Source organism: Cyanobium sp. Tous-M-B4 (assembly GCF_024345395.1).
Taxonomy (GTDB): Bacteria; Cyanobacteriota; Cyanobacteriia; order PCC-6307; family Cyanobiaceae; genus Cyanobium_A.
Window position 1 is genome coordinate 481,409 of the sequence record NZ_JAGQBA010000002.1, and the last position, 12,170, is coordinate 493,578.

Sequence of the window (12,170 nt, forward strand, 5' to 3'; positions counted from 1 at the left end):
GCGTCAGCAGCTCCGCAGTACAACTGAAGACACCCGGATCTCACGATCTGATTGCTAACTAACTTGCGCCCAGCCGCGCCCCACCCCTTGGGCAGGCACCACGGCTGGGTCAACAGAAGCCCGGGGCTCGCGCTCCGGGCTTCCTAGCTTTTATGCCGCTGGGGAAGAAGGCCATGCCTGCGCCACCAGAGACTCACCAGCAGTCGATTGAGCGCCGGGCCCAAGAGCTGCTGGCCCAGGTCAGCCTTGCCGAGAAGCTGGCTCTTCTGGAGGGCGATACCGACTTTTGGCCAGGCATGGTCGATATCGCTAGCCGTGATGCTTCCCACGTCCATCCCTGGCCGGCGGGGGCGGTGCCGCGCCTGGGGCTAGCCGGTCTGCAGTTTGTTGATGGCCCGCGGGGGGTGGTGCTCAAGGGTGGGGCGACTACCTTCCCGCCGCCGATTGCCCGCGGTGCCTGCTGGGACGTGGATTTGGAGGAGCGGATCGGCGAGGCTATGGCCCGCGAGGCCCGCAGTTTTGGGGCCAACTGGCTTGCGGCGGTGTGCGTCAACCTGCTCCGCCACCCAGGCTGGGGCCGGGCCCAGGAGACCTACGGCGAAGATCCGGTGCTGCTCGGCGCCCTAGGGGCGGCGATGACCCGAGGCATCCAGCGCCACGCCGTGGCCTGCGTCAAGCATTTCGCCCTCAACTCGATTGACAGCTCCCGCTTCCTGGTGGACGTGCAGGTGAGTGAGCGGGTGCTGCACGAGCTCTACCTGCCCCACTTCCGCGCCTGCGTGGAGGCCGGGGCCGGCTCGGTTATGAGCGCCTACAACCAGGTGAATGGCGAGTGGTGCGGTCAGCACCCCGCGCTGCTCAACGAAATCCTCAAGCTGCGCTGGGGATTCAGGGGATTCGTGGTCACTGACTTCATCTTCGGGGTGCGCGATGGCGTTGCCGCGGTGCGGGCCGGCCAGGACCTGGAAATGCCCTTCCGCATGATTTTTGCCGGTTGCCTGGCGGCTGCCGTTGCCGATGGTCGGCTGCCCCAGCAGCGCTTGGATGACGCCGTGCTGCGCCAGCTGCGGGCGCAGCTCGCCGTGCCCCCGGGTTCCTATCCCATCAGCCTGCGCGGCTGCGCCGAGCACCGGGCCCTGGCCCGGGAGGCTGCCACCAAGTCGATCGTGCTGCTCCAAAACGAATCTGCAGCTGCAGGCCCGTCCGCCCCCCCCCTGTTGCCCCTGGATCCGACCCGCTCGCTGGCGGTGATCGGCAGCCTGGCCGCTGTCGCCAACCTGGGCGATCGCGGCTCTTCCGACACCCGGCCAGAGCCCGGCGTGGTGGTCACGCCCTTGCAGGGGCTGCAGGCAGGGGCTGCACCGGGGGCTGTGCGTTATGCCAGCGGTGAGCGCCTGGCTGAGGCCACTGCCCTGGCCGCCAGCTGTGACGCGGCCCTGCTGGTACTGGGCCTCGACTGGCGCCTGGAGGGGGAGCACATCCATCCCGGCGACATCGCGCCGATCCTGCGCCAGATACCGCCCCCCCATCCCCTGCTGGGGCGCTGGTGGCCGCCGGTGGCTCGGGCCATTGCCGCCATCACCAGCTACGGCTCGGCGCGTCAGGGGGGCGATTTCGCCGCCGGCGACCGCACCAACCTGGAGCTGCCCGCTGAGCAGGTGGCCTTGATCGAGGCCGTGCGGGCGGCAAACCCCCGCACAGTGGTGGTGTTGATGGGAGGTGGGGCAATCTTGATCGAGGCCTGGCGCCGTGCTGTGCCGGCGATCCTGCTGCTCTGGTATCCGGGTGAGCGGGGCGGTGAGTCCTTGGCCGACGTGGTGTTCGGCCAGGTGTCGCCCAGTGGCCGCCTGCCCTTCGCCATTCCCACCAGCGCCGACCACCTGCCTGATTTCGAGCCCCGGGCTCCCCAAGTGCGCTACGACCTCTGGCACGGCTACCGCCGCTTGCAGCGAGACGGCAATCCGGCTGCCTTCCCCTTCGGCTTTGGGCTCTCCTACTCAGAGCTGCGCCTCAGCCAGGCGGAGGCCGAGCTGCAGCCAAATCAAATTCGGCTGGCTGTAACTGCCCAAAATGCCGGCCTGCTGGCCAGTGAGGTTGTGGTGCAGGTGTACGCCGAACCGCCTGGGGTAGTGCTGGAGCGGCCTGAGCGCAGCCTGGTGGGCTTCGCTAGGGCGGCGCTGCAGCCAGGCGCCTGCCGGCGGCTTCAGCTGCTGATTCCGCTGCGTCAATTGGCCTATTTCGATGAAGTATCGAGCCACTTTTGGCTGGAGGCTGGCTGCCATCGCTTGCGGGTTGGCCAACACAGTGAAGATGGGGGGGTGCTGCTGGAGATCAATTGCGAGGCAAAGGATTTGGGCCCCTGATCAGCCTTTGCCCAACAGGCGCTGCAGCCGCAGGCGGTTATAGCGCTGCACCCATAGGCAGGGCAGATTGAAGGCGGTAGCAAAGGCGAGGTTGATCAGCACCCCCGCCGGCGGTAGCCACAGGGGCGTGATGGTCCAGAAAAGCCACAGGGCCAGATGCACCAGCTCGGCTCGGCGAGTTTCCAGCACCAGCCGCTCCAGCTTGCGGCGCTCGCGGCTCACCAGGCTTGCCTTGGCGATCCCATTGGGCAGGGCGTGACCGGCATCGGGTAGCCAGGGCTTCCAGCGGCGGATCGCCAGCCGCTTTTCAAAGCCCTGTTGCTGTTCGCGCCAGGGCCGCCGCATAAACCAGTGCTCCCGCTCCAACCAAGCGGCTGGCAGCCTGTTGGCCAGGGAGCCCACCAGCAGGCTCCAGAGCAGCCAGCCCAGGGCGCTGGAGGAGGCTGTCATCAGCGGAGAAAGGTTTGTCATCAGGGCCGCAGCAGTTCCTGGGCCAGTAAGTGCACCGATTTGGGAGCGCGCAGCAGCTGGGGATGGGCCCACACCGGCAGCATCTGGGTGCGGCCCACAGGCAGCACGGCCCGCCAGCCGGGCAGCACGGCTAGGTCGATGGCCGAATAAAAGCTGCAGCAGTCGATCCCGGCCAGGGCTTCGAGGTTGCCGTTGAGCTTGGTGAGCAGGGGGCTGCCCGATTTGAGGTCGGCGATTCCCGCCAGCAGGCGGCCCGGCCAGGGTTGGGCGGTGAGGGTGCCTTGCTGGGGACTCCCCACGCTGATGAAGCGCCTGGTGCGTCGTTGGCCGCCCAGCAGCTGGATCCAGGTGCGGGCGATTACGCCGCCGATCGAAAAGCCCAGCAGATCAATGGGTTGCTCCAGCCCGAAGGCCGCTTCGATATGACAACCGAGTAGTTCGGCCGCCTCGGGGACGGGGGTGAGGCCAAACCGCAGCGGTAGCTCGGGGATTAACAGCGGTTGGCGCTTGTCCCCCAGGCAGCGCTTAAGCGCATTGAAAACCGCGGGGCTGTCGAGCAGCCCGTGCACCAGCACCAGCGGGGTTGCATCGGCGATGGGACCACCATCCGATTCACTTACTCAATCTGACCTTTCCACCACGGTGCTGCGGCCTAGCAGCAGATCCCGCGCCCCATTTACCCGTTGCATCGTGTCGTGACTGCCACCGCGGTCTGGGTGGTGTTCGGCGGCGGCGCTCTTCCAAGCCCGGTTGACGTCGTCGGCGCCGATGCGCCCGGCCAGGGGCAGGTGCAATCGCTGACGCGCCACGATCGCATCAAGATCGGGATGCTTACCCAAAGGGCCCCAGTCCGCTTTGCTCAGCGCGGGGCTGCGCTTTTTGCCTCCTTTGCGTCGTGCCTTGCTTTGGCCCGATCCACCGAATCCCCGCTGGGACTGGCTTGTCTCTTCTGCCGGCGCGGCGGCGGCCCGCGGCGATCGGGTCGCCACCAGACCGGTCAAATTGGCTTGCATGGTCTGGGGCATCAGCTCTGCCGCGATATATCCACTGTCCTTCATGGCCGGCTAGCCCCGTAGTGGCCTAGGCGACGCTCATCGCTGGCTAGGGGCGAGATAACGCTCGTAAAAAAGGCCAGATTCAATCGGCGTTTCAAAGGCCAGTCCGAGAAAAAAGGTGATGCCCTCCTGGGTGCGCCAAGCCAGCCGGGCTTCCATACGGTGGTCGAGACGTTCGTAGTGATCAAAAATTGTCAGCGTGAAGCTGTCGCCCGTTAGGCTTTCGATGGTGCTCTGGGTGAAAACGCACACTCCGCCTTCCCCCAAATCCCAGACCTTGATAATGCAGCGCACCCCGTCGCTGCCCACTAGCTCCCCTTGGAGAGCGCCACTTCCAAGGGGGGCAGGACGGCGGACGTAGGCCCGGCGGGGAGTGCCACGACGGTCCGAACCCTTGCTGGCATCCCGGCGTGCTGCTCGGCGATCGCTTTCGCCGCGGCGGTCCCGGCCCGGTGCTCGGAAGGGAGGTTGGCTGTCATTGACCATTGGTCTGCGCCACCTGGCTTTGAGAAATAGCCATCTTTATCCTCGCAAGTGGTGTTGCTGAATGGGGTGTCGCCTCAGCCAGCCGCCCCGACTTGTTGATTAGTTTGCCGAGATGCGCATTGCTGTTGCGATTTTGGTGGTCAGCGGCTTGCTGGCGGGGTGCTCCGGGGAGCGACCCACTTGGAAGGCTGCCAATGCCCTGGTGGTTGACTGCACAACAGACAAGCAGCGCAGTTTTCACGTGCATCTTGCCGCTGACAGCCGCAACGCCACCGTGCTCAACGAGTTCAAAGACTCTGGAGACCACCTCAACGACATGCGCGATGCCAGGCGTTCAGCAGGGACCTACCAGCTAGCGGGTTACCGCATTCAGATAGATCTTTTTCTCAAGGACGGTGCATTTGGTGAGGCCCAAGGGGAATTGGTGAAGCTTTTTATTGACCAACCCTCGATGGACTTCCAGCTGATTGCCCTGTCACCCGGGGGTGGACGATCCCAGCAGGCCAGGCTGCTGGCCCTAGGCCGTTGCGTCACCAGCCCCTACTCAGGCCTGGACGCCCACCAGCTCCACCCCAGTTCAGACAAGTTCACAACCAAAGCTTTGGCTGAGCAGCGGGCCCAGGCGCTCGGCTGTGAGGGCGCCCATGCCATGGGCTCGATCTGGATGCCTTGCGCTTCTGGAGCGTCTTATGACAAGGCTGCAGGCACTGCGGCCCACCCAGTGTCAGATGGGTCTAAAATTAAGAAGAGGTGAGGCGCGCTTGGCGCGATCGGTCTGCTCTGGCCTGCGTTGTGGGGGTTTTATGAGATCGGTGACCAGATTTCGCCTGCGAAACAGGCCTCTGGCTGTGTTCTTCAACCTCCGCGAGGGTCAGCGTTGGCCAGTAGAGCTCCCCATGGAGGGTTGGTTGCAGTGGGAGGGAAGGGTGCTGCCTGTCATTCCCGTTGATATCGCCAACTTCAGTGCCGGTGGCGTGGCGATATGGGTTGACCCAAAGCTCGATATATGCCCCGGCGGCCATGGCGTCTTAATTACCCAGGCCCATGGCCGTGGCTGTGGCTACCGGCCGGTCAAGGGCTGCTGGCAGGTCAAGGGTGCCAAACGTTCTTTAGTGGGCCTTGCCTTCGAGCGCTGAGGCTGGCTTTCAGTCTTCAATCAGTCGCCGAATCCGGCTGGATTGGGACCCGGCCACGACCCCCTGGCCATCGGGGCTAAGACTGGTTTTAGGCAGCCGGCGACTCGGTTTTACCTCTTTCACCCGTACGGCGTAAACGTGTAGGCCGATGGCCACCCCAAGCAGTAGCAGCAGGCTGAAAGCTGTGCGATGGCTGCCGTCGCGGCTCGGCATCGGTGGAGGTGCTGGATTGCTGATGACCCCAGTCTCTCAGGAGCAAGAGATGTGAAGACCTCCCCGATCCCAATCCAGGGCCAGCCAGCGCTCCTAGGATTTGCTTAAGAATTGAACGGCAAAAAAAGTCGATGCGTGTGCCATCCCTGCTAGCTCTGGCGGCCCTTGTGGGCTTTGTGATCGTGGAGTTAGTGCTTTGACCGGCAGCCATGAACACCGCTTTAAACGCTAAGGGCTTCTAGGGTCCGCTTTTACTGCGCCCCTGACCTGTGCAGGCACCCATGCTCCATTCCCTAGCCTTTCTGCTGTCCAGGGGCCAGGAATTGCCCGAAGAGGGCGTTGATTGGGAGGCTTTGGTTGCTGCCCAAGGCCAACAAGGTCCCGATCGCGGCCGGGGTCTGAGGCTGTTTCGGATGCCAGATCAATGGCAGGGCAGCCTCGATGAGCTGGTAGCTAGTGGCTGCGCCACCATCGCCGGCGAAGATCCCCTCGGCTCAGCGCCAGAGCGACGTTCCCTGATCTGCGATGCCGTGGTGACTCACTTTGACGTGCCCTCCCTGTGGATCGGCGTCTACGCCGTTAGAGGCCCCGCCGACGGCTCCTGGCTGCAAGTGCAGGAGGTGGAGCTGCTTGATCGCTTCCCCCTGGCTGAGGCAGCCAATGAAACCTGCTGGTTTTATCCCACTGATAACGGCTCCTACCTGTGTTGGGAAAATCAGACTGGCCTGACCCTGGCGCCGGGATGGTTGCCAGAGCAGGGGGGGCAGGAGCTTCCGATCGCCTATGACCGCGGCGAGGTGCATGTGCTCTGGTCTCTGATGGCCGATGACCAGGCGCTTACCTGTGTGGGCCTCACCTATCAGCGCCGGCGTATCGAGTGGCCGTTGCTTGAGCGCAGCCCTGAACCCAGCGCCACCTGGACCAGCTTTGAGGTCGACACGATGGCTGACCCCAGCTATCTAGAACGCGCCCGCATCAGCGTTTTTCCCCAGTGAGCGGGCGCAGCCTGGCTCAACGCACGAACAGCATCTCCTGGTAGGTGGGTAGGGGCCAGAGGTTGTCGTCAACCAGGGCCTCCAGGCTGTCAACCACCACGCGAAGGTCGCCCATCAAGGGCACCAGGGTGTCGGCCGAGTAGCGCATGTGGGCTTCGGTGCCGTGGGGGGGATTGTCGATGGCGCTTTGCAGCTGGCCGCTGATGTTCATCAACGACTGGCATAGTCCAGCCACTTCCTTTGGGGTTTCCGGCGATACCTGGATGCCTAGGGAACTCTGCAGTTGCAGGGACTCAGCTAGTTCGCCGAGGTAGCGGATCGCCGCCGGGTACACCTGGGTGCGGGCGATCTGGACGGCCAGCTTGGCTTCCACATCGATCGCCAGGATGTACTGCTCGGCGTAAACCTCAAAGCGGCTCTGCAGCTCCACGGCCGAGAGCACGCCGGTGCGCTCGAACAGCTCGCGCATTGATTGGCGCTCCAACACCGGCAGGGCATCGGCGGTGGTGCGCAGGTTTTCCAGGCCCCGCTCCTCCACGGCCATGCGGTGCCACTCATCGGAGTAGCCGTTGCCGCCAAACACGACGGCGCCATGCTGTTCGATCAGGGTCTTGAGGACGGCCAGAGCCCCTTCTTCCAGGCCGTAGCCACTGGCCAGCTTGGCCTCCAGCTCGCTGGAGATCCAGTCGAGGGAATCGGCCAGGATGGTGTTCAGGGCCACAAGCGGGCCAGCCACCGATTGGTTGGAGCCGACGGCGCGAAACTCGAAGCGGTTGCCAGTGAAGGCGAACGGCGAGGTGCGGTTGCGATCGCCGGCGTCCTTGTCGAATTCCGGCAGGGTGTCCACGCCGAAGTCCATCACGCCGCCGAGGGCCGAGCCGGAGAGCCGGCCCTCGCGGATCTGGTTGAAGACATCCTCCAGCTGGCTGCCCAGATACACCGAGATGATTGCCGGGGGCGCTTCGTTGGCGCCGAGGCGGTGGTCGTTGCTGGCGGTGGCGATCACGGCCCGCAGCAGGGGGCCATACATGTGCACGCCGCGGATCACCGCTCCGCAGAACATCAGAAACTGCAGGTTTTCATGGGGCGTCTTGCCTGGATCGAGCAGGTTCCCCTGGGTGGCGTTGCCGATCGACCAGTTGACGTGCTTACCAGAGCCGTTGATGCCGGCGAAGGGCTTCTCGTGCAGCAGGCAGGCCAGACCATGCTTCTTCGCCGTGCTGCGCAGAAGGGTCATGGTGAGCTGCTGGTGGTCGGTGGCCACGTTGGCGGCCTCGAAGAAAGGCGCAATCTCAAACTGGGATGGGGCCACCTCGTTGTGGCGGGTTTTGGCCGGAATCCCCAGGCGGTACATCTGCCGCTCCACCTCCTGCATGAACACCTGCACCCGCTCCGGGATGGCGCCGAAGTAGTGGTCATCAAACTGTTGGCCCTTGGCCGAGGGCCGACCAAACAGGGTGCGACCGGCCAGCAGCAGGTCTGGCCGCAGGGGCACGTAGGCGCTGTCGATCAGGAAGTACTCCTGCTCGGCGCCGCAGCTGGAGTTGACCGGGGCAATGGTGGTTTCCCCCAGCAGGCTGAGCAGCCTGTGGGCCTGTTTATTTACGGCTGCGATCGAGCGCAGCAGGGGGGTTTTTTTGTCGAGGGCCTCGCCGGTCCAGGAGACGAAGACGGTGGGGATGCAGAGGGTTACACCGTTGGGCGTCTCCATCAGCCAGGCGGGGCTGGTGATGTCCCAGGCGGTATAACCGCGGGCTTCAAAGGTGGAGCGGATACCGCCATTGGGAAAGGAGGAGCCGTCGGGCTCGCCCTGCACCAGCACCTTGCCGGTGAATTCTGTGAAGACCGTGCCGTCGCCCTGGGGTGAGATGAAGCCGTCGTGCTTCTCGGCAGTGGAGTTGGTGAGCGGATAAAAAACGTGGGAGTAATACAGGGCACCTCGGGCGGTGGCCCATTCCTTCATCGCTTGGGCTACCACGTTGGCTACCGACACATCGAGCTTGCTGCCCTCCTTGATGGTGCGCTGCACCGATTTGAAGATCTCCTTCGGCAGCGCCGCCTTCATCTTGTCGAGGGTGAATACGTCGCTAGCCCAGAGCTCATCGAGGGGCTGAATCGGAGCTGTTGGGGCGGCGGGGCGGCTGAGAATCTTGTCGAGGGCTTGAAGGCGTGGTTGGGAGGGCATGGGGAGTTCGCCACTGAACGTCACTCCACCTACCCAAAGCTGTTCCTCCCTCCAAGCTTTGCTGCGGTTGATACCAGCGGCGCGATTGGCCCCGGCTTGGCGTGTGCGGTAACCGTGACCACGCTCCTGCGAATTTGAGGTGCCAGCCCCAGACTTTCTTTTTGTAGGGAGTCAGGTATGGCCTCAGCTGATAGCCAGGCTCTGAAGGAGTCGATGCAAAGGCATCTCTTCTTCAGTCAGGCCAAGTCCAGCTCCCTGGCCACCAGCCACGACCACTACCGCTGCCTGGCTTTAGCGGTGCGTGATCGCCTGCTCAAAAACTGGGTCGACACCGCCGACACCTACACCCGCGAGCATGTCCGCACGGCCACCTACCTGTCGGCGGAATATTTACTGGGCCCGCACCTGGAAAACAACCTGGTGAATCTGGGCTTGGTGGAGGCAGCCCGGGAGGCCTGCACCAGCTTGGGCTTGAGCCTCGAGGAGCTGATCGCCGAGGAGCCCGAACCCGGTCTTGGTAATGGTGGCTTAGGTCGACTGGCCGCCTGCTTCCAGGAGTCGATGGCGACGCTGGAGCTGCCAGCGATCGGTTACGGCATCCGCTACGAATTCGGCATCTTCCGCCAGCAGATCACCCCCCACGGCCAGGTGGAGAGCACCGATCCCTGGCTGGCCCATGGCAATCCCTGGGAGGTGATCCGGCCGGAGTGGAGCTATCCGGTGCAGATCGGTGAACACACCGTGATCGGCGTCGCCTACGACACGCCGATCCTGGGCTACGGCGTAAACACAGCGAACACCCTGCGGCTCTGGTCGGCGGTGGCTCCTGAGGCCTTCGATTTCGCTTCCTTCAACGCCGGCGACTACACCAGGGCCGTGCTGCGCAAGATGCAGGCGGAGACCCTCTCGAAGGTGCTTTACCCCAACGACGAGCTGGACCAGGGCAAGCGGCTGCGCCTCTCCCAGCAGATCTTCTTCGTTAGCTGCTCCCTGCAGGACATGTTCCGCATCCTGCGGGGCCAGGGTCTGGAGGTGACCGACTTCCACCGCAAGTTTGCGCTGCAGCTAAACGACACCCATCCAGCTATCGCCGTGGCTGAGTTGATGCGGCTGCTGATGGATGAGCACGGCATCGATTGGGATACCGCTTGGTCGATCACCACCGCCAGCATCAGCTACACCAATCACACCCTGCTGCCTGAGGCCCTTGAAACCTGGGGCGTGGAGCTGTTTGAGCAGTTGCTGCCCCGCCAGCTGGAGATCATCTACGAGATCAACACCCGCTTCCTGCGCATGGCCCGGATTCGCTATCCCGGCGATTCCCAAATCCTGCAGCGCATTTCCCTGATTGAGGAGGGCCCGCAGCGCCGGGTGCGCATGGCCCACTTGGCTGTGGTGGGCAGCCACCACGTCAACGGCGTGGCCGAGCTGCACAGCACCCTGCTGAAGCAGCACCTGTTTGCTGATCTGGCCCGGATCTGGCCGGAGCGCTTCACCAATGTCACCAACGGCGTCACACCGCGGCGCTGGCTTGCGGTGGCCAACCCACCGCTGGCGGCCCTGCTCGATGAGGCGATCGGCGATCGCTGGCGCACCCACCTCGAGGAGCTGCAAGGGCTTGCCGCCTTTGCCGACGACCCTGCGTTCCTGGAGCGCTGGCAGGCGGTGCGGGATCTCGGCAAGCAGCGCCTCGCCCAGTACATGCGCCGCGAGCTGGGGGTGCTGGTGGACCACACCTCCCTCTTCGATGTGCAGGTGAAGCGCATCCACGAATACAAGCGCCAGCACCTGGCGGCCCTACAGATCGTGGAGCGCTATCTGCGCATTCGCGCCGGTGAAGACCTGCCGCCGCGCACTTTTGTGTTTGGTGGCAAGGCGGCTCCGGGCTATGCCCTGGCCAAGTTGATCATCCGCCTGCTGGTTGGTATCGCTGACGTGGTCAACATGGACCCGGCCATGGATGGCCGCCTCAAGGTGGTGTTCCTGCCCAATTTCAGCGTCAGCCTGGGCCAGCTGGTGTATCCAGCGGTGGATCTCTCCGAGCAGATCTCCACCGCTGGCAAGGAGGCCTCCGGTACCGGCAACATGAAGATGGCTCTCAATGGTGCGGTCACGATTGGCACCCTCGATGGGGCCAACATCGAAATCCGCGATTGCGTTGGGGCGGAGAACTTCTTTCTCTTTGGCCACACAGCGGAGCAGATCGAGCAGCTGGGCCACAGCGGTTATCACCCGATGCCCTGGATCGAGCAGGACCCGGCCGTGCGCCAGGCCCTGGAGTTGATCGGCTCGGGCTACTTCAGCGAGGGTGATGGCGAGCTCTTCCACCCCTTGCTTGCCAGCCTCACCAGCCACGACCCCTTCCGGGTGATGGCGGATGTGGCCGACTACCGCCGGGCTCAAAATGCCGTGGATGAAGCCTGGCTCGACCGGGGCCGCTGGGCGCGGATGTCGCTGCACAACACGATGCGCTGTGGCTTCTTCAGCAGTGATCGCTCGATCGCTGATTACGCCGAGCGCATCTGGAAGGTGGGCCGGGTGCCGGTGCAGGCCAGCGCCGCTGCTCCGGCGCCCTAGGCGCTCGGGGGCTCCGGCTTGTCGCTGTCCTTAAGCGAGGGGAAGCTGGAGCGGATCAGCTGGGCTACCTCCTGGTTCATCTGGGTGCGGAAGTCGGCAGCGGCGCCAGCTTCGAGCACCGGATAGGAGCGGGCCCCAACGTTGCGCAGGGGCTTCCAGCTGGTGGCTTCCTGCTGCTTGAGTGCTTCCAGCGGTGCGTCGAAGTCGAAGCTGAGCTCCCGCCCCTGGGCGGCGATGGCTGCGATCCAGGCCTCCCGGGCCGGCAGTAGGGCCTTGGCCTTGAGGGTGTCAGGTAACCCCAGCACCGGCTCGTAGTGATCCAGGGCTCGTAACTCGGCCTCGAGCAGAATCACCCAGGCAGCTTCTTCGCCGGGCTGCAGGCCAAGGCCTTCGGCGGCGGCGAGCATGGCGTCTCGATAGAGACACAGCCAGCGGTAGTGAGATTTCTGCTGCAGTGTTTTTTTGAGCGAGCTCTTGCCATGGGCAACCCGCTTGGGCAGGGCTGCTTCAGCCCGCCGCAGCAACACCCGATCTTCCGGCTCCAGGTTGATGGCGCCCCAGCGCTGCCGGTATTCCCAGAGCTCCTCGTATTGGCGCACTTCCTCAGGCGTCCAGCCCAGGCCCTGCAGTTCTTCGCCCCTGCTCGTTTCGTCCTTAGCCACCGGCACGCCTGTTGCTGTAGCAGGCAG

General features: G+C 64.2%; 12 protein-coding genes. 5 read left to right on the forward strand and 7 right to left on the reverse strand.

What is annotated here, in order from left to right:
• Window positions 1–173: 173 nt before the first annotated feature.
• Complete coding sequence (locus KBY73_RS05700; protein ID WP_254936107.1) at window positions 174–2,363, forward strand: beta-glucosidase; 2,190 nt, start codon at window positions 174–176, stop codon at window positions 2,361–2,363.
• Here the strand turns inward: KBY73_RS05700 and KBY73_RS05705 are convergent, their stop codons facing one another.
• Genes KBY73_RS05705 through KBY73_RS05720 form a run of 4 tightly spaced genes read right to left on the reverse strand, consistent with a single transcriptional unit; the run spans window position 2,364 to window position 4,375 of the window.
• Window positions 2,364–2,834, reverse strand: coding sequence for a hypothetical protein (locus tag KBY73_RS05705; protein WP_254936108.1), 471 nt, complete (start codon window positions 2,832–2,834; stop codon window positions 2,364–2,366).
• Entirely contained in the window at window positions 2,834–3,403 is a 570-nt protein-coding gene (locus tag KBY73_RS05710) for a triacylglycerol lipase (protein WP_254936232.1), read from the reverse strand. The genes KBY73_RS05705 and KBY73_RS05710 overlap by 1 nt, the downstream gene beginning before the upstream one ends.
• A 51-nt stretch (window positions 3,404–3,454) precedes the next feature.
• Window positions 3,455–3,892: a molecular chaperone DnaJ gene (locus tag KBY73_RS05715; RefSeq protein WP_254936109.1), complete on the reverse strand. Its 438-nt coding sequence runs from the start codon at window positions 3,890–3,892 to the stop codon at window positions 3,455–3,457.
• Between the two features lie 33 nt (window positions 3,893–3,925).
• Window positions 3,926–4,375, reverse strand: a complete 450-nt coding sequence (locus tag KBY73_RS05720; RefSeq protein ID WP_254936110.1) for a PilZ domain-containing protein — start codon at window positions 4,373–4,375, stop codon at window positions 3,926–3,928.
• 112 nt (window positions 4,376–4,487) lie between these two features.
• Between KBY73_RS05720 and KBY73_RS05725 the strand changes: the two genes are divergently transcribed.
• Together KBY73_RS05725 and KBY73_RS05730 are read left to right on the forward strand one after the other, a co-directional pair.
• Entirely contained in the window at window positions 4,488–5,129 is a 642-nt protein-coding gene (locus KBY73_RS05725) for a DUF3721 domain-containing protein (RefSeq protein ID WP_254936111.1), read from the forward strand.
• Between the two features lie 94 nt (window positions 5,130–5,223).
• Window positions 5,224–5,511 carry a hypothetical protein gene (locus KBY73_RS05730; RefSeq protein ID WP_254936112.1) on the forward strand — a complete coding sequence of 96 codons (288 nt, stop codon included), beginning with the start codon at window positions 5,224–5,226 and terminating at the stop codon, window positions 5,509–5,511.
• A 9-nt stretch (window positions 5,512–5,520) separates the two neighbouring features.
• Here KBY73_RS05730 and KBY73_RS05735 read toward each other — a convergent pair whose 3' ends face one another.
• Entirely contained in the window at window positions 5,521–5,724 is a 204-nt protein-coding gene (locus tag KBY73_RS05735) for a hypothetical protein (RefSeq protein ID WP_254936113.1), read from the reverse strand.
• A 281-nt stretch (window positions 5,725–6,005) separates the two neighbouring features.
• Here KBY73_RS05735 and KBY73_RS05740 point away from each other — a divergent pair, with 281 nt between their 5' ends.
• On the forward strand, window positions 6,006–6,719 hold the full coding sequence (locus tag KBY73_RS05740; protein WP_254936114.1) for a hypothetical protein: 714 nt from the start codon (window positions 6,006–6,008) through the stop codon (window positions 6,717–6,719).
• 16 nt (window positions 6,720–6,735) lie between these two features.
• Here the strand turns inward: KBY73_RS05740 and KBY73_RS05745 are convergent, their stop codons facing one another.
• The gene (locus KBY73_RS05745) at window positions 6,736–8,904 is read right to left on the reverse strand and encodes a glutamine synthetase III (RefSeq protein ID WP_254936115.1); all 2,169 of its coding nucleotides are present in this window, start codon (window positions 8,902–8,904) and stop codon (window positions 6,736–6,738) included.
• 177 nt (window positions 8,905–9,081) lie between these two features.
• Here KBY73_RS05745 and KBY73_RS05750 point away from each other — a divergent pair, with 177 nt between their 5' ends.
• Window positions 9,082–11,481 (forward strand): glycogen/starch/alpha-glucan phosphorylase, encoded by a 2,400-nt coding sequence (locus tag KBY73_RS05750; protein WP_254936116.1) that lies wholly within the window; start codon window positions 9,082–9,084, stop codon window positions 11,479–11,481.
• Here KBY73_RS05750 and KBY73_RS05755 read toward each other — a convergent pair.
• Window positions 11,478–12,149, reverse strand: coding sequence for a hypothetical protein (locus tag KBY73_RS05755; protein WP_315858403.1), 672 nt, complete (start codon window positions 12,147–12,149; stop codon window positions 11,478–11,480). The genes KBY73_RS05750 and KBY73_RS05755 overlap by 4 nt on opposite strands.
• Between the last annotated feature and the right edge of the window lie 21 nt (window positions 12,150–12,170).

Coding starts and splice junctions, on each gene's coding strand:
- KBY73_RS05700 (WP_254936107.1), top strand. CDS start 174: ATGCCTGCGCCACCAGAGACTCACCAGCAGTCGATTGAGCGCCGGGCC.
- KBY73_RS05705 (WP_254936108.1), bottom strand. CDS start 2,834: ATGACAAACCTTTCTCCGCTGATGACAGCCTCCTCCAGCGCCCTGGGC.
- KBY73_RS05715 (WP_254936109.1), bottom strand. CDS start 3,892: ATGAAGGACAGTGGATATATCGCGGCAGAGCTGATGCCCCAGACCATG.
- KBY73_RS05720 (WP_254936110.1), bottom strand. CDS start 4,375: ATGGTCAATGACAGCCAACCTCCCTTCCGAGCACCGGGCCGGGACCGC.
- KBY73_RS05725 (WP_254936111.1), top strand. CDS start 4,488: ATGCGCATTGCTGTTGCGATTTTGGTGGTCAGCGGCTTGCTGGCGGGG.
- KBY73_RS05735 (WP_254936113.1), bottom strand. CDS start 5,724: ATGCCGAGCCGCGACGGCAGCCATCGCACAGCTTTCAGCCTGCTGCTA.
- KBY73_RS05740 (WP_254936114.1), top strand. CDS start 6,006: ATGCTCCATTCCCTAGCCTTTCTGCTGTCCAGGGGCCAGGAATTGCCC.
- KBY73_RS05745 (WP_254936115.1), bottom strand. CDS start 8,904: ATGCCCTCCCAACCACGCCTTCAAGCCCTCGACAAGATTCTCAGCCGC.
- KBY73_RS05750 (WP_254936116.1), top strand. CDS start 9,082: ATGGCCTCAGCTGATAGCCAGGCTCTGAAGGAGTCGATGCAAAGGCAT.